Below are 22,785 nucleotides of genomic sequence, written 5' to 3'. Positions count from 1 at the left end.
CCCTCCACATCAGCCAGTGCCGCGGGGCTGGAGGCCCCGGGCGACCTCGTTGGGAGTGTAGGCCTCGGCGCTGAAGACGCCCTCTCACCTGACACGGGTGATTCCGCGACGACCTTTCGCAGGCTCCTGCCGGGCCGACGGGGCGCCGCTAGCATCGGTGCCAGCGGGCAGCCCGTGCAACGCCCGGAGCCCGCTTGCCTGGAGGAGATCGCATGGAGGACGTCGCCCGCGCACGCCTCACGGCCGTGTCGCCCGCTGATCTGCCGCGGTGGAGCGGCCCGTCCACCGGCACCGAGCTGCTCCGACCTCGCAGACCGGATGCCATCCTCGGGGTGCAGCGATGAGCGGACCCAAGGACCCGGGCAAGCGGCCCCTCAGCGTGACCCTCGTCGCGGTCGTCCTCGTGCTGACCGCGTGCTTCGACGCCATCGTCGCCTACGGCCTCATCGAGGGCCGCGTCGTCGGTCTCGGCCGGGTCGTCGACTCGGCCGCCCTCGCAGCCGACGCCAACGCCGAGGCGACGTTCGACGTGCTCGGGTGGGTCTTCGTCGCGATGGCCGTCGCCCAGGTGGTGCTTGCCGTCCTCGTGGCCCGCGGCCACAACGGGGCCCGGCTCGTCGTCACGCTCGTCATCGCCGCCCGGCAGGCCTACAGCTGGGTGCTCCTCGCGCAGTTCGACGGCCAGGCACTCCAGGGCGCCATCAGCCTCGCCCTCTCGGCCCTCATCCTCTTCCTCCTGTGGAACCGTGCCGCGAGTGCCTACTTCGAGCGCGGCCACGAGAACGCGGTCGGGCGCGAGGCCGGCAACCCCTTCACCGACACCACCCGCAGCGCCGGGTCGCTCGTCTTCGACTTCATCGCCCGCCTCACGGTCATCGGCGTCACGATCGTCATCACGCCGGGCGTCACCGTGACGAACTCGATCTCCCTCGTGCTCGTCGTCGTCGCCATCGTCGTCGCCGGCTGGCTGCTGCGCCCGGTCTTCGTGCGCATCGCCAGCCTCTTCGGGTGGGCGGGTGCGGTGCTGCTCGCCCTCTTCGCCAACGCTGCCGTCATCGGCCTCGCCTTCTACCTCACGCCCGGCATCGAGGTCGACGGCTTCCTGTCCGTGCTCGTCGCCTCGTGGATCTACGGGTTCGCGATGGCAGTCCTCACGTGGCTCTTCTCGATCAACAGCCAGGACTACCTCACCGTCCACGCCGTGCGCATGAGCAGCGCCGGTCGCCGGCGCGGCCGTCGACGCGGCCACCGGGGTGAGGCGGACGCCGGAGCGCCCGAGGGAGCGGACGGCATACCCGGTGTCGTCTTCGTCCAGCTCGACGGGGTGCCAGCACCCTTGCTGGCCAACGAGATCCGCGCCGGCAACCTCCCGACGATCAGCAGCTGGGTGCGCTCTGGCAGCCACACGTGGACGGAGTGGCGCGCCCGCGTGCCCTCGACGACGCCGGTGAGCCAGGCGGGTCTGCTGCACGGCACCAACCACGGCATCCCGGCCTTCCGGTGGTGGGACCGTGCGGCCGGGCGCCTGCTCGTGGCGAACCGGCCCGCCGACGCGGCCGTCATCGAGGCGCGGCTCTCGGACGGAAGGGGGCTGCTCGCCGATGACGGCGTCAGCATCTCCAACCTCTTCTCGGGTGACGCGTCGACCTCGCTGCTGACGATGAGCGGACTGCGCCAGCGCTCGACCGGGCTCGGCCCGTCCTCGTCGTATGCCGCCTTCTTCACGCACCCAGCCGGCCTCGCTCGCGCTCTGGTGATGACGTGCGGCGAGATGGTCAAGGAGGTCTTCCAGAGTCGGCGGCAGGCGCGACGTGGCGTCGAGCCGCGCATCGACCGCAGCGGCTCCTACGTGGCCCTGCGTGCCGTGACCAACGTGCTGCTGCGCGACCTCAACGTTGCCCTCGTCGTCGAGGCCATGATGCGGGGGTCGCGCGCGATCTACGTCGACTTCGTCGACTACGACGAGATCGCCCACCACGCAGGCGTCTCGCGGCCCGAGTCGCTGGCCTCGCTCTACGGGCTCGACGACGTCGTGCGCTCCCTGCACGCCGTCGCCGCGGCAGGCGTGACACCCCGGCCCTACCACTTCGTCCTCGTGTCCGACCACGGGCAGAGCCAGGGCGCGACCTTCCGCCAGCGCTACGGCCTCACCCTCGAGGAGCTCGTGCGCCAGCACCTCTCCGGTGGCGCGTCCGTCGCGGCCGCCACCGAGGAGGTCGAGGCCTACGGCCCGGTCAACGTGCTCATCGGCCAGCTCGCCGGGCAGGAGAGCGTCACCGGCAGGCTCACCCGGCGCGCCCTCGGTGCCCGCGACGTCGCCAACGCCACCGGGCCGTCCGCCAAGGGCCCGGGCGCCGTCGACGGCCTCACCGAGGTGTCGACGGGCACCAGCGCGGGCGTCGCGACGTCCACGAAGCCCAGCCGGGCCGCCAGCGAGCCCGCCGCCGAGCGGTCCTCTGAGCCGAAGGTCGAGCGGCCCTCCGAGCCGGCCGGCGAGCGGCCCACCGAGCCGGCCGCCGAGCCACCTGACCTCGTCGTCGTCGGCTCCGGCAACCTCGGCGGCATCTGGTTCGCCCGCGAGCCCGAGCGGCTCCTCGTCGAGGACATCGAGGAGCGCCACCCGGGCCTGCTCACGGCGCTCGCCTCGCACGAGGGCATCGCCTTCGTCGTCGTCATGGCCCCGACGGGGCCGGTCGCCATCGGCCCCGACGGCAGCACCGACCTCGGCACCGGGCTCGTGCGCGGCGTCGACCCGCTCGCGCAGTTCGACGCCGACGCGCGGCGCGACTTCGACCGGGTCGCGCGCTTCGACGACGCGCCCGACATCTACGTCAACTCGCTCTACGACCCGGTCCTCGACGAGGTCGCGGCTTTCGAGGAGCTCGTCGGCTGCCACGGCGGAGTCGGCGGCTGGCAGACGAGGCCGCTGCTCGTGCACCCGAAGGAGTGGCCGATCGACCCCGACCTCGTCGGACCCGACGGGCGCATCCGCGGCGCCGACCAGGTGCACGTGCAGCTCGTCCGCTGGCTCGAGCGCCTCGGGCACCGCACCGACCTCGCCGCCGTCGCGGCGGTCGGGGACCCCACGAGCGAGCCGGACGGCATACCCCAGGGGTGACCGCCCGCGCACCCGCTGCCGTATGCCGTCAGGCGGGCCCGGGCGCGTCGGGCGGGGTGTCGTCGACCGGGATGACGTGGTCGAGCCGGGTCAGGCGCAGCACGGGGCGGATGGGAGAGGCAGGGGGCACGACGAGGCGAAGGTCCTGGCGCCGGATGCGCAGCCGCTCGGCGAGCCGGAAGAGGGCGGCGATGCCGGCGCTGTCGAGGTAGGTCGTCGCCGTGAGGTCGAGCACGACCCTTGCGGCGTCGTCGGGCACGGCCGCGGCGACGGCGTCGAGGAGCGGGCGCGCGTTGGACAGGTCGACCTCGCCGATGATCGCGACGTGCTGGGTCTCGCCGACCCGACGCGTCTCGAGACGGGCGGGCTCGCTCACGGCCGGGCGTCGATCGCGACGTCGCGGCGCAGGCGCACGGTGGTGCCGGCGGCGCTCTGCTCCACGTCGACGCCGTCCATGAGCCCCTGCATGAGCTGAAGCCCCCAGCCGCCGCCGCGGTCGACGGGGGCACGCCACCGGCCCTGGTCGCGCACCTCGAGCTCGAGGGTGCCGCCGGCGATGCGTCCTTCGACCGCGAGCGGGCCCGGCACGGCCGCGTCGCTGTAGGCGTGCTGCACCGCGTTGGCGCAGGCCTCCCCACAGGCGACGAGGATCTCGGCGGCGTCGTCGTCGGCGATGCCGCTCTCGCGCAACCAGCGGCGCACGGCGCCGCGCAGCTGCACGAGCATCCGCGCCTCGGCGGGCAGACGCAGCGCGAGGCTGCCGTCGGACGCCACCGTCGGTCGCACGACGACGAGCGCCACGTCGTCGGCGACCTGGTCCGTGTCGATCATCGCTGCAAGCACGTGGTCGCAGAGCGCCTCGGGGTCCTCGGTCGGGGCGCTCCCGACCGACTTCGCGACCTCGTCGGCGAGCTGCGTGAGGCCGTCGGTGATCGGCACGGCGCGGCGCTCGACGAGGCCGTCGGTGTAGAGCAGCAACGTGGCGCCGGGGGCCAGCTCGTGGGTCGCCTCGGTGAAGATCGCCTCGCTCGTCACGCCGAGCGGCGGGGCGAGCCCGCCGGTGAGGTAGGTGCTCTCGCCGCCGTGGACGACGAGAGCCGGTGGGTGGCCGGCGTTGCTGAAGCGGAGGCTGCCCGTCGACGGGTCGTGGACGAGATAGAGCAGCGTGACCATCTCGGGCACCCGCAGCTGCGAGACGAGCCGGTGCACCCCACGCATCACCGACGCGGGCGAGGGATCCTGCAGGGCGTAGGCGCGCAGGCCCATCCGCACCTGCACCATCGTCGCGGCGGCGTGCAGTCCGTGGCCGGCGACGTCGCCGATGGCGAGACCGACGAGCCCGTTGGGCAGCGGGATGACGTCATACCAGTCGCCGCCTACCTGCACGTCCGACGTCGCGGGCACGTAGCGCGCGGCGATGTCGACGCCCGGCAGCTCGGCGATCCGATCGGGGAGCAGGCTGCGCTGCAGGGTCTCGGCGATCTCGTGCTCGCGGTGCGAGCGTGCCTCCTCCGCGGTCAGCTGTTCCTGTGCCTGCGAACGGTCGCGGATCTCCTGCACGAGCCGGGCGTTCGCTGTGGAGAGCTGGAGGGTGCGCTGCTGCACGCGCTCCTCCAGCTGCGCCGCAGCGGCCGCGAGTTCGGCTGCCTCCCTTTGTCTTTCGCTGACGAGAGCGGCAAAGACGAAGGAGGCCAGGGCGACACAGACGTTGAACGCCTGGAGCGTGGCCATCTGCTCGACGACCGTGAGGCCAGCGAAGGCACCGAGGTCACGCACCGCCGCCCAGGTCGCCACGAGCGATGCGGTGAGGGCGGCGGGCGCAGCTCCCCGAAGCTGGAGCCGCCACGCCGCCCAGCCGACGACGGGCAGCACGAGGAAGAGGAGCGGCAGCTGGCTCTGTGCCGCCCAGCCCATGATGGCGGTCGTCGCGAGGAGGAACGCGCCCGCCTCGAGCCACCGCCGGACGGGCCACGGCTCGAGCTCCCACGAGAGGGGGAGGCTGAGCAGGAAGGGGGCGACGACGAGCACCCCCATCGCGTCCCCGGTCCACCACACGGCCCACGCCGTCGGCAGGTCAGCGAGCGGGATGGTGCCGGCGGCCACGAGCGTCACCGCACCGACGGTCGCGCTCACGAGCATCGCCGTGAGGGCGCCGAGGAAGATGATGGCGAGGGCATCGCGCAGCCGGGCGAGGTCGCGGCGGAAGGCGACCCGGTCCAGCAGCACGACCGCGAGGTAGGGTGCGACGGTGTTGCCGACCGCGGTCACTGCCGCGGCGAGGAACGTCTCGCTGATCGGCACGTTGACGGCGAGGGCGGCGACGGCAACCGCGGGCCACATGCCCCGCCCGAGGACGAGCAGCGCCGCGACCGCGACGCCGGTCGGTGGCCAGAGCGGTGTGACGTTGGCGTCGACCAGGGAGAGGCTGAGGCCGAGGCGGGCGCTCGCGTAGTACGCCAGCGCGACGAGCACGAGGGACAGGGCGCGGGCCGTCGCGCTCCGCGGCACGAGCGAGGGCGTATGCCGGGAGGCGCGGTCACGCTCCGCGGTCATGTCCCGCTTCGACCTCGTCGCCTCTGTCGTCCCGGTGCTCGGCCATGGGCGAAGCCTAGGCATCCGCGAGGCGGGCCGCCCCCGAATCTGCGGATTGCCGCGCCTCAGGGTGCGCCGCCACACGTCCGGACCCGGGGGACGGGCATCAGGGGGTGGCCGCTACAGCGTGCAGGGTCCGTTCGAGCCGTTGGGGCACGTGGTGCCGCTCGTCGTCGTGCCGAGCCGGGTCGGGTCGTAGTCGAACGCGACGGGGATCTTGGCACCGGCGAACCCGTCGTAGATCTTCTCGAACACTCCGTTCGCCGTCGCGACGGTCGCACCGCGCATGTCGAGGCCGTCCATGTTCGCCCCGGTGAAGTCGGCGCCCTCGAGATGGGCCTCGTAGACGCTCGCGGGGGTGTGGGTCGTGTCGCTCGACGGCGTGAGCTGGGTGGGGGTCGTCCCGTTGTCGAGGAACCGTGCCCCGGTGAGGTCGGCTGTGGCGAACGACGCCGCAGACAGCTGGGCGCCGTTGAAGACGGCGAGCACGACGCTGGCCCCGTCGAACTTCGTGAAGTTCATCGACGCCCCGACGGCGCTCGCTGACTGGCTGCCGCTGACGGCCGCCGAGGTGACGAAGAGCGACCCGGAGAAGTCGACGCCGTCGCAGTGGGCACCGTCGAGGATGGTGTTGACGAGGAACGCATCGGTCACGACGGCAGCCTCGAGCTTGTCCTGCTCGACCGGGCCCGGCCGGCGGGCCTCGGCGCGGACCGGGAGCCTGCCTCCCGCGCCCGTGCGCACGGCGAGGGCCCTCGCGACGTCGGCCGTCTCGGCGATGAGGAAGGCGCTGTCGAGGTTGGCGAGGGTGAGGTTGGCGCCGCTCAGCTTGGCTCCCCTGAGCAGCGCGTTCGTCAGGGTGGCACCCTCGAGGTTCGCACCCTGCAGCTGGATCTCGTACATCCGGGTGCCCACGAAGGAGGCACCGGTGAGGTCGACCTTCTCGAGGCTGAGGCCGGTGGGGAGCAGAGCATGGTCGGCCACGAGCGTGCTGATGGCACTGGGGATCCCGGTGATGGTGGCACTCGTGAGGTCGAGGAACGACCAGTTGGCGCCCAGCACCGCGAAGGGCACGGTGGCACCGACGAAGGTCGTGCGGGACGTCGCCGCGCGGGTGAACTGTGGGGCGGGGTCGAACTGCGCCGTGCTGAGGTCGACGCCGTCGAAGCGGGTGCCCGCGAGAGTGGCGCCGTGCAGGATCGTGCCGCCGAGGTGGGCGCCGGTGAGGTCTGCCCCGTCGAGATGAGCCCCGGTGAGGTCGGCACCGGTGAGGACCGCGCCCTTGAGCGAGCTGCCCTGGAGGAAGGCGCCGCGCAGGTTGCGTCCGGTGAGGTTCGTGGTGTCGAGGACGGCCCCCTCGAGGTGCGCCGACGCGGCGCCGGCGATCGTCGTGAGGTCGGAGCCTGTGAAGTCGGCATGCGCCCAGGTCTTCGCCGTGGCGAGGTCGTGCGCGCCGAGGTGCACGCCGTGCAGCGTGGCCGAGGTGAAGTCGGCGCCGGCGATCGAGGTGACAGCCGTCAGGGTGGCCCCGGAGAGGTTGCTCAGCTGCAGGTTGGCGCTGGCGAGGGAGATCGCGCCGAGGTCACGTCCGGACAGATCGGTGTCGTAGGCCGAGTTCGTGATCTGCAGGAGCGGCAGCAGGTCGCCGCTGATGCGGATCGCAGTGGGACTCGTCGACGAGACGAAGCTGCCGTTGCCCAGTCCCCACTGCTCCGGGTACCAACCGCCTTGGACCCCCGAGAGGTACTGCCCCGGGAAGGATCCAGCAGTCGCCTGCAGCGAGACCCGACCCTGGCCGAGGTTGGCGATGCGGAAGGTCTGCTCGGGGCCGACGGTGTCGGAGGAGAACCCCGGGTTGTAGCCGAGCCACAGCATCATGCCCCCGACGTTGCCCTGGCTGTCGGTGGTCGCGTAGTGGGAGTTCCAGTAGTACGAGTAGTTGTTGCCGTCCTGGTCCTGGGTGCCGGCGCCGAAGGCCACCTGGCTGCCGCCGAGGTCGAAGACCGTCCAGCCGGTGCCGCTCCCGTCGAAGACGGCGACGACGAGACCTCCGGCATAACGGAACTCGGACGACTCGAGCTGCACCCACCCGACGCCGTCGACGGAGAGCTGCCAGGTCGTGATCGCGTTCATGGGCGTGTCTCCTCGGCCTGCACGGGTCCTTGGGTGGGGGTGTGGGGGGTGTGGGGGAGGTACTCGCTGAGCGAGGGCTCGGTGCGACCACCGGGCCCGGCGATCTGCTGGAAGTTCAGGGTGTAGACGTTGCGCCAGAGGTCGACCGCGAGCCCGCCTGCGACGAGTCCTTCCTGGTGCATGAGATGGGCTCCCGTCGGCGCGTAGACGTCGAGGTGGAAGTCCGACGGGTCGTAGCCGTTGCCGTTCTGGCTGAGGACGTAGAGGTACCCCGCCACGTCAGAGCTCATCGAGAGGTGGACGACGTCCGTCCCCTCCGGCGCGTGCGACACGAGCGGGATCCAGTAGGGCGTCGGCGTCGTCGGGAAGGCCGCGACCGGGTGGCCTCCGCGACTGAATGCCTGGATGCGCCGGTTGCCCGCCTCGAGCACGAGGATCGTCTGGTCGGGCCGGATGCAGGTGAGGGCGGGGCCACCCAGGCGCCCTGGGCCGGTGCCCGGGCCCAACGGCATACAGGCCCAAGGTGCTTGTGCGTCAGGGACGCCCGCGGATGACAAGCGCAGGATCTGCATGTTGTCGGCGGCGGGGTTGACTCCGACGACGTAGCCGTTCGTGTGGATGGCGAGCGAGGTCGGCAGGCTGGCGAAGCGCCCCCAGCTCGTGCCCGTCGCGAGGTCGAAGCGGCGCGTGGGGTCGTCCATCGGCACGTCGGCGCTTGTGACAGCCGTGACCTTCCGCAGGTGGAAGCCGCCCTTGGCGTCACCTGACGGGTCGAGGAAGAACAGGCCGGGCCCGGCGAGCTCCGGGCCACCCTCGCTTGCGCTCCGGAGGTAGAGCAGCAGGGGCGCCTTGGAGTAGCCGGCGGGTGCCGTCATGTAACCCGCCTGCGGCCACGTCGGGCTGCTGTCGCCGGCGACGGGGCGGAAGCCGATGTTCTGCATCGTGTCGAGCTCGGTGTCGGGGCCATCGGCGTCGACCGGCGGGATGCCGAGGCCTGATGCCTCCCAGCCGTAGCCGATGATGCCGAGGTCGTCGCTCAGGGTGATGGCACCCAACGCCTCGAGCACGTGCCCGCTCGGCCCGCTGCCGAGGCTCTCGGCCGTCTCGGTCGGTGCCTGAGCGGTCTCCTTCCACGCGTAGCCGGTGCCCTCGGTGTGTGTCAGCACCGCGTGGTGGCCGTAGCTGGTGTCGGCACTCAGCGGATAGAGCTGCTGCGCCACCGCGATGCTGACAGACAGGACTCCAGCATCCTTGTCGTTGATCTCGTTGGCCACGGATGCGGACTGGCCCTTGCCGACGCCCCAGCCCTCTGCGGAGAACATCGCGACGACGAAGGTGACGGTGCCGCCGACCGGCACGTCGTCCCAGTGGATCGTCAGCGAGGACCGGTTCGTGACGTCCACGGGGCCGGTCCAGGTTCGGGTCGTGCTGTCGCTGAACTGGGCCGTGACGGCGACGGTCGTTGCGGTGGAGGGGAACTCGCCCGGGTGACCGTTGACGTCCGCCGGGGTCAGGGTGATGACGGCGTTCATCGTCACGGTCAGGTCGAACTCGACGACCCGCGGGGAGGAGATGACCTCACCGATGGTCTGGGCGAGCTGCTCGACGGCGGCCTCCATCGCAAGCGCCTTGAGTGCCCAGCCGACGTAGGGGATGGCCTCCTCGGCCTCCTCGGCGCCGAAGTAGAGGGCGAGCTGGGCGGCGACGTCGGAGGCGGTGAGGACCTTGGTGACGAGCGAGCTCGACAGCGAGATGAGCGCGTCCTTGAGGTCGGCGCCGGTGTTGGCGTCTCCGGTGAAGATGTCCTTGCCGATGGTGTAGACGTCGAGGGCCAGGCCGGCGAGGAAGGGGACGTTCTTGAAGATCGAGTCGAAGAGGGTGTCGCTCTCCTCCCCGGCCGTCGAGATGAGCGCGTACGTCGGGATCGCGAGGTCGATGACGGACGTCATCGCGATGCCGAGCCAGGCGGCCATGGGGTCCCACTCGTTGCCCGACGGCGTGCCGAGGCTGCCGACGAGCAGCCGGATCCGCCCGACCGGCCCGCCGTCACGGGGGAGCGAGAAGGTGAGGTTCTTCTCCGCCTGCGAGACGGGGATGCCGAGGAAGGTGCTCTCGGCACCCAACAGACCGGCGAACTTCAGGGTGTTGTCGCGGCTCTCGATGAGGTCGAGCAGCGCCTGGCCGAAGCCCGGGTCGATGCCGAGCCGCAGCCACGCCTCGACGACCGGCTTCATCGCTCCCTTGATGAGCTCGGTCCAGATGTTGTCGTCGACGACGATGGGCGTCTTGCCGTCGCCGTGGAGGAAGCTGACGAAGAGCGAGGTGTGGCGCAGGTAGCTGTTCGTCACCGTGAGGTCGAGGACGAAGTCGTCGCTCAGACCGTTGACGGTGACGGCAAGGCCGTAGTTGGGGCCACCGTCGGCGAGGCTCACGTGGTAGCCGGAGGCGTTGGCAGCCACGAGCGCCCTTGTGGGGGAGCCTTGCTCGCCGGTCGCTGTGTCCTCGCCCTGCCGTGTGGGCTGGCTGACGTCGACGTGGCTGACACCGGGGTCGAGGTGCCAGCGTGCGCCCTGCAGGGCGTCGTCGCTGTAGATCGCGGCCTTGGACTGGCCGCCCACGGACACGGCGGAGTTCGCCACCATCGGCGCAAGCTCATAGGTGAAGTACTGCTTGCCGTCGGGGCCGAGCACCGGGTGGCCCGTGTCGTCGACCATCGGCACTGGGTCGTTCCAGTGGGTGCCCATCGCCTTGATGGCGAGCTGCAGCTCCGGCAGGTGGTGCGCTGACCCGATGTGGCCGAGCACCGTGCCGGCCGTGCCGGGCGTGAGCACCGAGACGCTCGGGTTGAGGAAGACGACGGCACGGGCCACGTCGTCGAGGGAGTAGCGGCCGCCGTCGCCGGGAGTGGAGACGGCCATGGCCGCGAGGGTCGGGAAGCCGTTCCCGTCCGGTGGTCCGAGCACCCGGCTCAGGCCGACGACGGCGGTGGGCGCCTCCACGGCCCGGGCGACGTGGGTCGGTGGCGTGGTCCCGATCCCGACGTCTCCGTCGAGCCCGGCGTCGGCCAGCGACTCCGCCGTATGCCGTGCGAGCGGGTAGGAGCGCCCGGCGGACCGCAGCGTGTAGTCGGCGGTGCGGTGCTCGTCCCCGAGGAAGCTGAGGTCGAAATGGACGTCCTGGTGCTCGGTCGAACGGCGCGTCCCCGTCGACGCAGCTGACTCGGACATAAGCGACCTCTCCCCGAAGCGACTCGCCGTGCCGGTGGCCCCCAAGGCCCTCGACGTCAGCCTCTCACCGTCTCTCGAGCCCCCGCGGCGACTTGTCCTTTCTTTACCTTCCGGGCGCCGGCAGCTCTTTCCGCGAGACCCGCCGAGGCGAGCGGGCCGGGAAACGTGATCTGGGTCCAAGAACCGGCTCCGGAACCGCTGGCGGCGAGACGATGGGGTATGCCCGGCGCACAGAGCTTCAGGGTGTTCGTCAGTTCGACCTTCGACGACCTCGTGGCGGAGCGCGATGCGCTGCAGCGGGGTGTGGAGGGTCCGGACGGCCTCGTCGAGGGCGCCTTCTCGAGACTCCGCCGGCTGTGCGCGTCGCGCGGTGCGCGCTTCCAGGCCGTCGACCTGCGCTGGGGCGTGAGCGAGGAGGCCGCGCTCGACCAGCGGACGATGGCGCTGTGCCTGGCCGAGGTGGAGCGCTGTCGGCGGCTCAGCCCGCGGCCGAGTTTCCTTGCGCTGCTTGGTGATCGCTACGGCTGGCGTCCGCTGCCCTACGAGCTCTCACAGGACGAGTGGCAGCAGGTGCAGCGCGTGGCCGCGGCGGACGCGCAGGGCGCGACCCTCGTGCGCAGGTGGTACCGGGTCGACGAGAACGCCCTTCCTCCCGTCGCCGTGCTCCAGCCGCGCGAGGGCGAGTTCCGCGACCCCGCGGCCTGGGGTTGCGAGGAGACGGGCCTCCGAGCGGTGCTCGACGCCTCGCTCGGCCCACAGCCCTCCGCCACGGAGCAGGAGATCTCGGCCGGGCTGCTGCAGGGTGATGCGGCCCTGGGCGCCTTCGCGTTCCTGCGCACGATCGACGGTCTGTCCGACGACGCCGCCCCCTACGTCGACGTCGTCGACGGGCACCGCGACAGTCAGGCAGCTGCCGACCTCACCGACCTGCGCAGGCGCCTCACGGAGCAGCTCGGCGACGGGGTGCGCACCTACGTTGCGCGCTGGGTGGACGGAGCCCCGACCCGCGAGCACCTCGCCGCTCTCAACGAGGAGGTGTATGCCGCCCTGGCCGCGGTGATCGGTGCCGAGCTCGACCGGGTCGAGGCCCTCGACCCGGTCGTGGCAGAGCGGGCGGCGCACGCGGGGTTCGGAGAGGACCGCGCCGCTGACCTGCGGGGACGCGACGACGTCCTGGCCCGGGTGGCCGCCCGACGGGCCGACGAGCCCTGGCGACCGCTCGTCCTCTGGGGCGCACCGGGAAGCGGCAAGTCGGCGGTCCTCGCCGAGGTCTCCCGACAGTCTGTCGCGCAGCGCCCGGAGGCCGTCGTCGTCACGCGCTTCATCGGCGCGACGCCGGCGTCGTCGGTCGGTGGCGAGCTGCTCCGTGACATCTGGGCGGAGCTCGGGGAGGAGTACGGCGTCGACGCCCCTGCCCCCGGGGACGAGAACGACCTCTTCAGCGGGTTCTCCGCCCAGCTCGGCCGGGCCACCCAGGCGAAGCCGCTCGTCCTGCTCGTCGACGGTCTCGACCAGCTGCCCCGTCACGATGCGGCTCGCCGGCTGACCTGGCTGCCCACCGTCCTGCCGCCCAACGTCTGGGTGGCCGTGTCCACCCGGCCCGGCCCGGAGCTCGACCTGCTCCGCCAGCGACTCGGCGGGGACGCGCTCCTCGAGGTGCCCGGACTCTCCGCCGACGACGGGGCGGCCCTGCTGCAGGACTGGCTCGTCGCCGAGGGCCGCACCCTGACGCCGCCGCAGGCGGCCGCAGTGCTGTCGGCCTTCGAGGAGGCCCGCGGTATGCCGCTGCACCTGCGGCTCGCGACGCAGGAGGCCCGGCTGTGGCCGTCCTGGCTCGCTCCCGAGCCGGTCGCGGGCGACGTGCCCCGGCTCATCGAGCAGCTGTTCGCGCGACTCGGGCGTGAGGAGAACCATGGCGCAGTGCTCGTCGAGCGCGCTCTCGGCCTGCTGGCCGCCTCTCGCGACGGACTGACGGAGGACGAGCTGCTCGACCTGCTCTCGGGTGACGCCGAAGTGATGGCCGACTTCGCCCGGCGGTCGCCGCACTCCCCGCACGTCGACCGGCTGCCGGTGGTCGTGTGGTCGCGGCTCTTCGCCGACCTCGAGGCCTACCTCACGGCACGCACCGCGGACGGCACGGTGACGATCGGCTTCTTCCACCGCGAGCTGGCCGACGCGGCCGAGCGCGTCTTCCTCTCCGGTGAGCGCGAGCAGGCCCGGCACGCGCAACTGGCCGACTACTTCGACGCCGTCCGGCTCGGCCCCGCGGGCCTCGCTCCCCGGGTGCTCGCCGAGCTGGCGTTCCAGCTGGCCAGGGCCGGCCGGGGCGCAGAGGCCGTCACCCTGCTGACCGACGGAGACTTCGTCAGCGCCAAGGTCGGCGAGACGGGCCCGTCGACGCTCGTGGAGGACATCGACGAGGTGGCCCGGCGGTGCGACCCTGCCTCCCCCCAGGCTGCGACCCTGGCCGTCCTGCGTGAGGCGCTCCTGCTCTCGATGACCGCCGTGACGCGCGACCCCGCACAGCTCGCCGGCCAGCTCGTCGGGCGGTTGCTGACGGTGTCGGACCCGCACCTGGCGGAGCTCGTCCGCAGCCTCGCGCAGCGGTCGGACGGTGCCTGGCTCTGCCCGCTCACGGCGAGCCTCACCCCACCGGGTGGTGAGCTGACCCGCATCCTCCGAGGCACGTTCTCGCCGGTGCGAGCCGTGGCCTTCTCACCGGACAGGCGCTGGGCCGCGGCCGGCACGACCGACCGCAGCGTGCGCGTCTGGGACCTCGAGAGCGGGCTCGAGGTCGTGGCGTTCGAGGGGGGCCGCCCGAGCGGCAGCTTTGCGGAGGGCGCGGGCGGCGACACGATCTCCGCGCTCGCCTTCGCTGGAGACGACGTGCTCGCGGCCTCAGCGGATCGCTGCGTCTACCGGATCGACCGGCGCACCGGGGTCGGCTCGATGGTCGTTCGCGGAGAGACCGACAACCTGTATGCCGTGTCGCTCGATCCGGAGGCCGGCACCCTCGCGGCGGCGCCGCGCGACATCTGGGGCATCGGCGCCAGGTCCGTCCAGTGCTGGAGCCTCAGCGACGGCCGGTCCGGTCCGGAGCTCGAGGGCGCGCTGTCCGGCGCGGCGGCGACGAGCGACCTCATCGCGCTCAGCTCCGACGGCCGGGTGGCGGTGACGTGGGGCAGGAGCGCCCCGCTCGTCCGGTGGGACCTCGTCGGCGGGCGGGCTGCATCCAGCGAGCAGGTCTCTGGTGTCACGTCGCTCGCACTCTCCTCTGACGCCTTGATGACAGCGGTCGGCAAGGCAGACGGCACCATCGAGGTGCGCCCCGCGCCCGAAATCTCCACACCGCTCACGACCCTCACCGGTCACGTCGGCGCGGTCCGGGCCATCGTCCTGCTCGCCCCAGACCGGCTCGTCTCGGCCGGCGACGACGGCAGCATCAGGCTGTGGGACCTCACCGTCGGGCGCGAGGTGCGCCGGCTCCTCGGCCACGGCACCGCGGTCCTGTCGATCGCCGCGACCCCCGACGGTCTGCGGGTGCTCTCCGGCGCCCAGGACGGCAGCGTGCACGTCTGGGACCTCGGGAAGCACCCGCTGGCCGTCAGCACCCCGGCGCCCCCACGGCATACCGCAGCGGTGACCGCGGTGGCCGTCGGCGACGACGGCACGGTCGCCGTGTCAGTGGGGGCCGACGGCTCGGTCCTGCGCTGGGATCTGCTCGCCGGCCGAGGGGTTGGCGCGACGCCGGAGCGGAGCTCGCCGGGCGAGCTCGCTGTGCGCACCCCGGGCGATGCCGACCTGCTGGCGCTCGCGGCGCGGCTCGACGAGCAGGCGCCACGGTCGTCCGTTGACGCCACCCACGAGGTCGTCACGACGGCGGTCTCGAGGGACGGCTCCCGAGCACTCACGTCGTCGACCGACAGCATCCTCGTCTTCTACCGCCTCAACGTGACCCGTGACGAGTCACGGGTGCGGCTCTGGGACCTCGGCACCGGGCGGCGGCTGCGGGTGCTGTCGCACGACGTGGAGTCGTCGATGTCGAACCGGCGCGCGCAGACGGTGCGCTGTCTGGCTCTCGACGCCCGAGGGCGGGTCGGTGTCGGGGGCGGCGACGACCACCGGCTGCGCGTCTGGGACCTCGAGACCTTCGAGGTGGTGGCCGAGCTCGACCTCGACTCGCGGGTCACCGCCTGCGACCTCGCGCCGGACGGCCTCACTCTCGTCGCTGGTGAGGCGAGCGGTCGGGTGCACCTGCTGCGGATCGAGCGGCCGCCACGGCCCACCCGGCCGGACGGGCCGGACGGCCTCGGCCCGGTCGAGCGGGAGTCTGCGGTGCGCGCGCACGTCCAAGAGCGCGGGTGGGACGCCGTCTACGCCGCCGACCGGCCGCGGCGGACGATGCTGCAGACGCAGCATCCGTGGGTCGAGGCCGTCGCGGTGAGCCCCGACGGCGAACGGGGGCTCACTGCCGGGTCCGACGGAGCCGTCGTCTCCTGGAACCTCGTCGACGGCAGGAGCCAGACGCTCGCCGAGCCGGGAGCCGAGTGGGCCACGGCAGCGGCGTGGTCGGCCGACGGCACGCACGTCGCGGCCGCCTCGGCAGACGGCCGGGTCCGGGTCTGGGGGGTGGGCTCGCACCAGCTCGTGACCGAGACCGAGGTGCCTGCCGGGATGGTGTGCCTGACTGCGGCCCGGGGCCGCGCCTGGCTCGTCGGCGACAGCACCGGCGGGGTGACTCTGTGGGAGCCCGGCGGTGCACGGCCCCAGCGGGTCGCCGTGCATGCCGGAGCGGTGACGGGGGTCGCCCAGCTCGGTGGGTCGGCGGTCGGCTCCGTGTCGACTGCGGGAACGGTCGCCGTCCACGGCGCGCAGTCCGGCCGGGTCGCGTGGTGCTCCGAGCCCGGGGACCCGGCATGGGTGGTGGGCGTCGTGGCCGGCGACCTGTGCGTGGCGCGGGGCACCGCCCTCGAGACGTGGGACGTCATGACCGGACGGCTGCGGTGGTCGCTCGACACCGGGCACCGGTGCGTGATCACCGCCCTGGCCGTCCTGCCCGACGAGGCGTTGGTCATGACCGCCTCCACGGACGGCGAGGTCCGGCTCGTCGACGTGGAGGCCGGCGTCGAGCGGGGCCTGCTGCGCCGGCTCGGCTGGTCGGTCAACGCGCTCGCGGCGCACCCCGACGGCGTCACGGTGCTCGTGGGCGGGCACAGCGACACCCTCCAGCTGGTCGTGACGACCGACCCCGTCCTCGAGGAGGACGCGACGCTGCGGGCTCGCTTCACCGATGCGGAGTGGGACCAGGTGCGCCGCCTCCCGGGAGTCCTGTGGAGCTTCGTCGCCGCGGCTGACGGCACGGTGCAGGACGCCGAGGTCGAGCAGTTCACCCTCTCGAACGAGCGGCGCAGCGCGCTCACGTCAAGCGCGGAGCGCCTCGCAGCGCGGCTCGTCGACGAGCACGACCCGGCGACGGCTCCGACGGCATCAGGGCCGCTGCCCGACCCGGCGCTCGTCCGTCAGGACGACGAGCTGGGCCACTGCCGGGCGATCCTGCGCCGTCGCCTCGACGACGCGGAGTATGCCGAGCTGGTTGCCGTCCTCCTCGGCTCGGCCCGCGACGTCGCGGCCGCGTGCGGGACGTTCCTGCGCCCGAAGGTGAGCCGCGAGGAGCAGGCGGCGTTGACCACTCTCGAGGGGAGGCTCTGATGGGACTCGACACCCTGGCCGGCCGGACACCGGACATCGCGCTCACCGAGGCGGACCGTGACGCCTTCGACCGGGCGAAGGTGCTGCTCTGCGAGTGCGAGGGCGACACGTCCTTCCGCGGCAAGGTCTATGCCGGTCTCGTCGAGGACGTCACCGGGGTCTCGCTCTTCCGGGAGTGGATCCCCCCGGAGGTGGTGCGGCGCATGGCTGCCCAGCTGGAGCAGTGCGACCCCGTCGTGGTCGCCTCCTCGGCCGAGGGGCGTTACGACTGCTCGCCCTTCGAGGTCGTCGAGCTCGGGAGGTTCTTTCGCCTCTGCGCCGACCGGGGGCTGGGCCTCGTCGGCTCCTGGTGACCGGTCGTCGGGTCGCATCGGCACACGTCGCGGTCAGGCGCGGCTCGCCCGCACCCAGAGGAGCAGGACCCCGCGATCGGCGGCATACGCGACGATCTCGGCCGTGCCGCCCTGCCCGCGCGACCGCTCGCCGTCCCACACGGCGACGAGCACGTCGCTGTGGTCGACGACCCAGCGGCCCTGGAGGGCGTAGCCGGCCTCGCGGGTCGTGGTCGTGGGCATCACCTCCACGGTGTGGGCCCGCTCGAGCAGGTCGGCGAGCCCCGCGCGGGCCTCGGGGGTCTCGACGTCGCCCTCGTCGTCGGCGGGGAAGGGCAGGACGGCGGCGAGCGTCGTGCCCGGCAGGGCGAGAGCCTCACGGGCGACGAGGCGGTCGGCGCCCTCGGCGAGCGCTGCCACGATCTCGAGCCGTGCGGGGCCGGCACCGTCCCCGGCGTCCGTCAGCCGCAGTATGCCGTGCAGCCCGTCCCGCACCCGCCTCGCCACCCGCTCGGGGTCGCGGATCGTGCGGTGCCCGGTCACGCCGACGCGGACCACGCGCTCGGGTCTCATCGTCGGGCGGGCCGGTGCTGGGGGAGAGCGGTGTTGGCGCGCTGCGCGGGGGTCATTGTCGCGCAGCCGGCCTCGACGATCTTGTGGCCCGACGACGTGACGATGTCGGGGTAGTGGCGCACGGCGCCCCGGTCCTTGTCCTTGTCCTGCTCGCTGAGGATCGCGTAGCGGACGAGGCAGGGATGGGTCTTGGCGTCGTCGTCGCGGGTGGAGCCGTGTGACCACCCGTCGCGGTACTTCTGCTCCATCCACCCGTCGTGCTCGGCTTCGGCCAGCAGCTCGATGTTGCTCTCGATGAGCCTCGCCACGAGGTCCTCCTGCGCGGTCGACGGGTGGTCCTGGCTCACGATGACGAGCCCGACGAGGGCGAGCACCCGGGGGATGCGGGCGGCGGCCGCCACGTTGTCGGCCTTCGCACCGTCAGGCAGTGCCTCGAACGCCACGTCGTAGGGGACGGACTCGCCCTCGACCGCCTGGCGGTAGAAGCCGTGCACGGCTGGTGCGAGCTCCTCGCTGTGCATCTTGAACGGGAGGTCGAGGTCGACGAGCCCCATGAACTCGTCGGCGTCGACGTGCAGCGACAGCTGGTCCTCGGGAGGCAGTGCAGAGCGGCGGATTCCGGCCTGCCCGCCGCTCCGCGTCAGCTTCATGATCGTCTCGAGTGACCGCGCGCCATGCTCGTAGCGACCGATCTCGAGGAAGGCGCTGAGCAGGCCGCTGTCGATGTCCATCTCCGCGTTCTCGGCGGCGCCGACGAAGCCGCCGGTCGCCCGCATGAGGAGCGCGCGGCGCACGGGGAAGGAGATGTCCGGGGGCGCGTCGTCGTCGACCCAGGAGCCGATGAGGGCGTCGTAGCGCTGCCGGCGGTTGGGGCCGGCGACGTTGAGGTAGCCGCTCAACCGGCTCACGAAGTCGGGACCCTTGGCGAGGCGGAACTTCTCCTGTCTCGTGAGGCCGCTGCGTGCGGCGACGCCGGCGACCCGCGACGAGGACTCCTCGCGCGGCGAGAAGTTCGCGAAGTCGTGGCTGGTCCCCCCGGCGAAGACGAAGACGCACTTGCCGATCGGGTGCGTGATCTGTCCCTCCTGGAACGCGCCGTCCTGCATGGGCGCGAGGAGGTACTGCAGCCAGAGGTACTCCCGCGAGTCGAACTCGTCCCAGAACACGACCGGGGTGGTGCCGCCGAGGACCTTGTCGCGCACCTGGTGCAGGGCACCGACGAGCTCGGCGGGGTCGGAGTACTGCGAGAGGTTGAACTCGAGGATGGGCACCTTGTCGCCGAGCACGGTCTTCGCGATCTGCTTGACGCCGAAGGACTTTCCGGATCCGGGAGGGCCGAAGACGGCGATCGACAGCGGCTTCGACGGGTGCGGGTCGTCCTCGTAGCTCTTGACGAGGCGCTCGAGGCCACGCAGGCTCTCGATCTCGACCCGGTCGACCGCGGTCAGCTTGCCGAACACCGCATACGGCACCTCCCCGACGAGCGCCCTCGGGCCGAAGAGCGCGACGCGGCGCGCGAGGCCGTAGAGGGGGCGACCTCCGGCGACGGCCTGGTCTCCCGAGGCGATCGTCCAGGCCTTGGAGCGGCCGATGGAGGCGACCGACGTCGGCACGTCGGCGACCCGGTAGCGGAACGACGGGTCGAGCAGGTCGGCGACGACCGCCGCGGGCGGGAACGTCGGGGTGGTCGCGTCCTCGGAGGCCGTGTCCGTCGCCGGCCCGTATCCGACGGCGAGGAGGTGCCGCGCCGCGGAGAGCCCGCGGACGATGCCCGCGCCGATGTCGGGACCGACCTCGTCGGCGGCACGCTGCACGCCCGCGGTCGTGGGGCTGCACCCCGTCAGCTCCGCGACGACCCCCGCGACGAGGCACGACATGCCGCCCCACACCTGGCCGTGGACCCTCCGGGCCCAGGCGCCCTCGAGGCCGCCCGGGTCGAACACGAGGCGACACCGGGCGGAGCCGTCGGCGGTGCGGCTCAGCCACAGCGCCCCGTCGGTGCCGAGGGTGATGACGAGGTGCCGCGCGCGGGTGAGGTCGGAGATGCTCTGGTTGAGGGTCAGCTCCTGCAGCAGGTCCTGCGCGGTGTGCTCCCACGACAGGCCCTCCGTGATGCCGACCTCCTCCTGGCGCAGGTCGGAGGCCGAGGTCACGACGACGAGGCGGTCGCCGAACTCATGGCTGAGCCGTTGCCAGAGGTCGCCCTGAGCGAGCGGGGTGCACGTCTTGAGGACGACCCATTCCACTCCAGACGTTGCGCCCTCGCGCAGCTCCTCCGGCCACGCCAGCCGGTTGGTCGAGTGGCGGAAGCCGAGGGCGCCGTCGTCGACCACCACGACGGAGGCGGGCATCGCCTCGCGACGCGGCGAGACGGCATACCTCGTGTTGGGCTCGAGGCTGTCGCCGTAGCCGAGGTCGCGCGTGACGCGCCACACGAAGCCCTTGCCGCCGGGCGCGGCCGGGCAGGGCGTCAGGAGCGAGTAGGAGCCGACGAGTCGGGGCTGGGGGGTCGCCCCCATGGCGAGCTCGGTCGAGAAGGGTTGCGGCGAGGCGGTTTCCACGCTGCGCAAGAGGTCATGCAGCAGCGTTGCCCCGCCGGCCTCCTGCTCGATCCGAGTGCCCTGCTCAGCGTGGGTATGCGGCCTGGTGCGCACTCCCTCGTAGATGCGGTGCTCGATGACGACGTCACCAGCGACGACGACGGTCTGTGGTCGAGCCTGCGGCTCGCCGTGCGGGTTGCCCATGACCCCACTCATCCTTCGCTCAGAAGAAGATCTCGAAGCGGTCGAAGGTTCCGGTGACCGCTCCCGTCTTCGAGTAGACGAGCAGCCCGAGCCGGGTGAAGCCAGGATCGAGGTGCCCGGTGCCCATGTCGTACCAGGTGTCGTACTTCGGGTCGTAGATGCTCGTGATGTAGAGGCCGGCCCTGACCTCGAGCAGCAGCTGCGCGTCGCCACCCGGCTTCACGGGCAGGTCAGCCGTCATCATCTCGCTGTCGTCGGCGATGTCGCCGTTCGTGAAGGTCTGGGTGACGAGGGCCGTCTCCGTCCAGCCGAACTGCAGGCGCGTGTCGGGGTCCTTGCCGGTCAGCACGAGCCCGGTGAATCCCTTCCCCTTCGTCGGGAAGGTGAGGTTGAGCTTGACCGAGTAGGACCCCGTCGGGGCGGTCCGCACGAGGACGTTCCGGAACGGCGGCGGTTGCTGGCCGACGATCTCCAGCGTGCCCTGCGCCGTCACCTTCCACGCCTCGGGCTTCTCGTTGACCCAGGTCCAGCTCTTGTCGACGCTCCCGGTGAACTCGTCGGTGAAGGGCTGCGACGCCGCCTGGCTCGTCGTCGACGGCGGCGGGGCTGCCCCGGCGGTGTCCGACGGACCGCCACCGGTGCGCGTGAGGAGAACCACGGCGAGGACGACGATGGCGACGAGGGCTGCACCGAGCCCGACCCAGAGGGCGATGCGGCTGCGCCGGGGAGGCGGCTCGGGTGTGACCCGGCCGGGCGCGACCGGGGCGAGGGTGGCCTCGTCACCCGGCGTTCCCCGGTTGAGCAGGAGCTGCACGGTGCCCACGAGGTGGTCGAGGTGCTCCTCGAGGGGAGGCGAGAGCGCGTCGAGCCAGTGGGCGTCGGAGATGAAGTACTCGAGCGCCGGTGAGGGCGTGACGTCCTCCACCCGGAAGGGCAGGATCGGGATGCCGGCGTTGACCGACCGTTCGATCTCCTTGTGCACGTGCTGTGAGTCGTTGGAGTTCGCCGAGAACACGAGGATGGTCAGCTTGCTGCCGTGGATGGCCTCGATGATGGACGCGGCGAACTCACGGCCAGGGATGACGTCGCGCGGGGCGATCCAGCACCGGATCTTGTTCTGCTCCAGACGTGCACACACGGCGTTGGCGATCACCCGGTCGACCGACGAGTGGCAGATGAAGACGTCGTGGCTCATGCGGATCCCTCCCCTGTGGCCCGATCGGGGCCACATCCCACGTCTACCCGCGCGGGCCGGGCTGGGGGAGGGCCATTGGGCCCGGTTTGCCCCCGGACGGGCGCCGCTGGGCTCGCGGGCGGGGTGCCGTCCGTCACATGTGGGCCGTCACGTGGTCGCGCAGCAGCCTTCCGTGGGCACGATGAGACTGTGACAGCCTCGCCCGCTGACGACGTCTCGCCGTCGCAGCACCCAGCCCCCGAAAGCCGGTGGGTCGACCTCGGCGGCCCCGTCCACTATGTCGACTACGGCGGCCCCGAGGACGGTCCGCTGCTCCTGCTCGTCCACGGTCTCGGCGGCTCGCTGCTCAACTGGGCCGCGATCGCCCCGACCCTGGCGGAGACCTGCCGGGTCATGGCGATCGACCTCGTCGGCTTCGGGCGCACCCAGCCGCTCGGGCGCTCACCGCGCATCGAGGACAACCGCGACCTCCTCGCGCGCTTCGTCGATGCCGTCATCGGCCACCCCGTCATCCTCGTCGGCAACTCGATGGGTGGGCTCATCAGCATGCTGCTCGCCGACGACCGCCCCGACCTCGTGGCCGGCCTCGTGCTCGTGGATCCCGCTGTGCCGGTGGGGCCCTCGGCCCGCCCGGACCCCCTCGTCACGCTGATGTTCGGCGCGTATGCCGTCCCGGCCGTCGCGCGCGTCTTCATGGCCCGCCGCCGCAGCCTCTTCTCCGCAGAGACGCAGGCCATGGCGGTGCTGCGGCTCTGCTGCGTCGACACCACCCGCGTGCCGAAGCACGTCCTGCACCAGCACCTCGAGCTCGCCCGCGAGCGGGAGAACTATCCCGACGTCGACGCCGAGCTCGTCGTCGCCGGGCGCTCCCTCGTGCTCGTCCTCGCTCGACGGCGGTGGCTCCAGGAGCTCATGCGCCGCATCAGCGTGCCCGTGCTGCTCCTGCACGGAGCGAAGGACCGGCTCGTGCCGATCGCAGCGGCGAGAGCAGTGGCGAAGAGCAACCCGACGTGGAGGTTCGAGGTCGCCGAGGACGTCGGTCACGTGCCGCAGCTCGAGGTGCCCGACTGGACGCTGGAGCAGATCCACGACTGGATGGCGTCCGAGGGCATGGTCGCCGTCCTCAGCGCGCGCCCGTGACGCAGTGACGCGGTGACACACG

General features: G+C 72.3%; 12 protein-coding genes. 5 read left to right on the top strand and 7 right to left on the bottom strand.

Translation table 11 applies throughout. The features are described from left to right. The first annotated feature begins 212 nt into the window (after nt 1-212). Nucleotides 213-344 (top strand): hypothetical protein, encoded by a 132-nt coding sequence (locus FBY41_RS23760; RefSeq protein ID WP_260439527.1) that lies wholly within the window; start codon nt 213-215, stop codon nt 342-344. Next, nucleotides 341-3,118 (top strand): alkaline phosphatase family protein, encoded by a 2,778-nt coding sequence (locus FBY41_RS03155; protein ID WP_141841947.1) that lies wholly within the window; start codon nt 341-343, stop codon nt 3,116-3,118. The genes FBY41_RS23760 and FBY41_RS03155 overlap by 4 nt, the downstream gene beginning before the upstream one ends. Before the next feature lie 28 nt (nt 3,119-3,146). Here the strand turns inward: FBY41_RS03155 and FBY41_RS23270 are convergent, their stop codons facing one another. The 4 genes from FBY41_RS23270 to FBY41_RS03135 all read right to left on the bottom strand — a co-directional run bounded on the left by FBY41_RS23270 (nt 3,147) and on the right by FBY41_RS03135 (nt 11,070). Then, on the bottom strand, nt 3,147-3,494 hold the full coding sequence (locus FBY41_RS23270; protein WP_185748866.1) for an STAS domain-containing protein: 348 nt from the start codon (nt 3,492-3,494) through the stop codon (nt 3,147-3,149). Beyond that, nucleotides 3,491-5,671 carry a SpoIIE family protein phosphatase gene (locus tag FBY41_RS03145; RefSeq protein ID WP_185748865.1) on the bottom strand — a complete coding sequence of 727 codons (2,181 nt, stop codon included), beginning with the start codon at nt 5,669-5,671 and terminating at the stop codon, nt 3,491-3,493. The genes FBY41_RS23270 and FBY41_RS03145 overlap by 4 nt, the downstream gene beginning before the upstream one ends. A 159-nt stretch (nt 5,672-5,830) precedes the next feature. Continuing rightward, nucleotides 5,831-7,843 (bottom strand): pentapeptide repeat-containing protein, encoded by a 2,013-nt coding sequence (locus FBY41_RS03140; RefSeq protein WP_141841944.1) that lies wholly within the window; start codon nt 7,841-7,843, stop codon nt 5,831-5,833. Continuing rightward, nucleotides 7,840-11,070 (bottom strand): hypothetical protein, encoded by a 3,231-nt coding sequence (locus FBY41_RS03135; RefSeq protein WP_221629197.1) that lies wholly within the window; start codon nt 11,068-11,070, stop codon nt 7,840-7,842. Before FBY41_RS03135 ends, FBY41_RS03140 begins: the two co-directional genes overlap by 4 nt. Before the next feature lie 219 nt (nt 11,071-11,289). Here FBY41_RS03135 and FBY41_RS03130 point away from each other — a divergent pair, with 219 nt between their 5' ends. Together FBY41_RS03130 and FBY41_RS03125 are read left to right on the top strand one after the other, a co-directional pair. Beyond that, nucleotides 11,290-16,779: an AAA family ATPase gene (locus FBY41_RS03130; RefSeq protein WP_141841943.1), complete on the top strand. Its 5,490-nt coding sequence runs from the start codon at nt 11,290-11,292 to the stop codon at nt 16,777-16,779. Further along, nucleotides 16,779-17,132, top strand: a complete 354-nt coding sequence (locus FBY41_RS03125; protein WP_141841942.1) for a hypothetical protein — start codon at nt 16,779-16,781, stop codon at nt 17,130-17,132. The genes FBY41_RS03130 and FBY41_RS03125 overlap by 1 nt, the downstream gene beginning before the upstream one ends. A gap of 33 nt (nt 17,133-17,165) precedes the next feature. On the opposite strand, the gene FBY41_RS03120 is transcribed toward FBY41_RS03125, so the two are convergent. From FBY41_RS03120 to FBY41_RS03110, 3 genes are read right to left on the bottom strand one after another with little or no spacing between them, the layout of a single operon-like run. Next, entirely contained in the window at nt 17,166-17,669 is a 504-nt protein-coding gene (locus FBY41_RS03120; protein WP_185748864.1) for a hypothetical protein, read from the bottom strand. A gap of 11 nt (nt 17,670-17,680) precedes the next feature. Further along, nucleotides 17,681-20,428, bottom strand: a complete 2,748-nt coding sequence (locus tag FBY41_RS03115) for a RyR domain-containing protein (RefSeq protein ID WP_185748863.1) — start codon at nt 20,426-20,428, stop codon at nt 17,681-17,683. Between the two features lie 19 nt (nt 20,429-20,447). Then, nucleotides 20,448-21,623 (bottom strand): toll/interleukin-1 receptor domain-containing protein, encoded by a 1,176-nt coding sequence (locus FBY41_RS03110; protein WP_185748862.1) that lies wholly within the window; start codon nt 21,621-21,623, stop codon nt 20,448-20,450. Between the two features lie 189 nt (nt 21,624-21,812). On the opposite strand from FBY41_RS03110, the gene FBY41_RS03105 reads away from it, so the two are divergent. Then, nucleotides 21,813-22,763 carry an alpha/beta fold hydrolase gene (locus tag FBY41_RS03105; RefSeq protein ID WP_185748861.1) on the top strand — a complete coding sequence of 317 codons (951 nt, stop codon included), beginning with the start codon at nt 21,813-21,815 and terminating at the stop codon, nt 22,761-22,763. Nucleotides 22,764-22,785: the final 22 nt, after the last annotated feature.

Source organism: Humibacillus xanthopallidus, from assembly GCF_006716675.1.
In the GTDB taxonomy this organism is placed as follows: domain Bacteria; phylum Actinomycetota; class Actinomycetes; order Actinomycetales; family Dermatophilaceae; genus Humibacillus; species Humibacillus xanthopallidus_B.
The sequence above is the reverse complement of the archived record's forward strand: the minus strand, read 5'-3'. Positions and strand labels throughout refer to the sequence as shown.

What these genes read in the sequence shown, in the direction of transcription:
- FBY41_RS23760 (WP_260439527.1), top strand. Translation starts at nt 213, where the DNA reads ATGGAGGACGTCGCCCGCGCACGCCTCACGGCCGTGTCGCCCGCTGAT.
- FBY41_RS03155 (WP_141841947.1), top strand. Translation starts at nt 341, where the DNA reads ATGAGCGGACCCAAGGACCCGGGCAAGCGGCCCCTCAGCGTGACCCTC.
- FBY41_RS03145 (WP_185748865.1), bottom strand. Translation starts at nt 5,671, where the DNA reads ATGACCGCGGAGCGTGACCGCGCCTCCCGGCATACGCCCTCGCTCGTG.
- FBY41_RS03140 (WP_141841944.1), bottom strand. Translation starts at nt 7,843, where the DNA reads ATGAACGCGATCACGACCTGGCAGCTCTCCGTCGACGGCGTCGGGTGG.
- FBY41_RS03135 (WP_221629197.1), bottom strand. Translation starts at nt 11,070, where the DNA reads ATGTCCGAGTCAGCTGCGTCGACGGGGACGCGCCGTTCGACCGAGCAC.
- FBY41_RS03130 (WP_141841943.1), top strand. Translation starts at nt 11,290, where the DNA reads ATGCCCGGCGCACAGAGCTTCAGGGTGTTCGTCAGTTCGACCTTCGAC.
- FBY41_RS03125 (WP_141841942.1), top strand. Translation starts at nt 16,779, where the DNA reads ATGGGACTCGACACCCTGGCCGGCCGGACACCGGACATCGCGCTCACC.
- FBY41_RS03115 (WP_185748863.1), bottom strand. Translation starts at nt 20,428, where the DNA reads ATGGGCAACCCGCACGGCGAGCCGCAGGCTCGACCACAGACCGTCGTC.
- FBY41_RS03110 (WP_185748862.1), bottom strand. Translation starts at nt 21,623, where the DNA reads ATGAGCCACGACGTCTTCATCTGCCACTCGTCGGTCGACCGGGTGATC.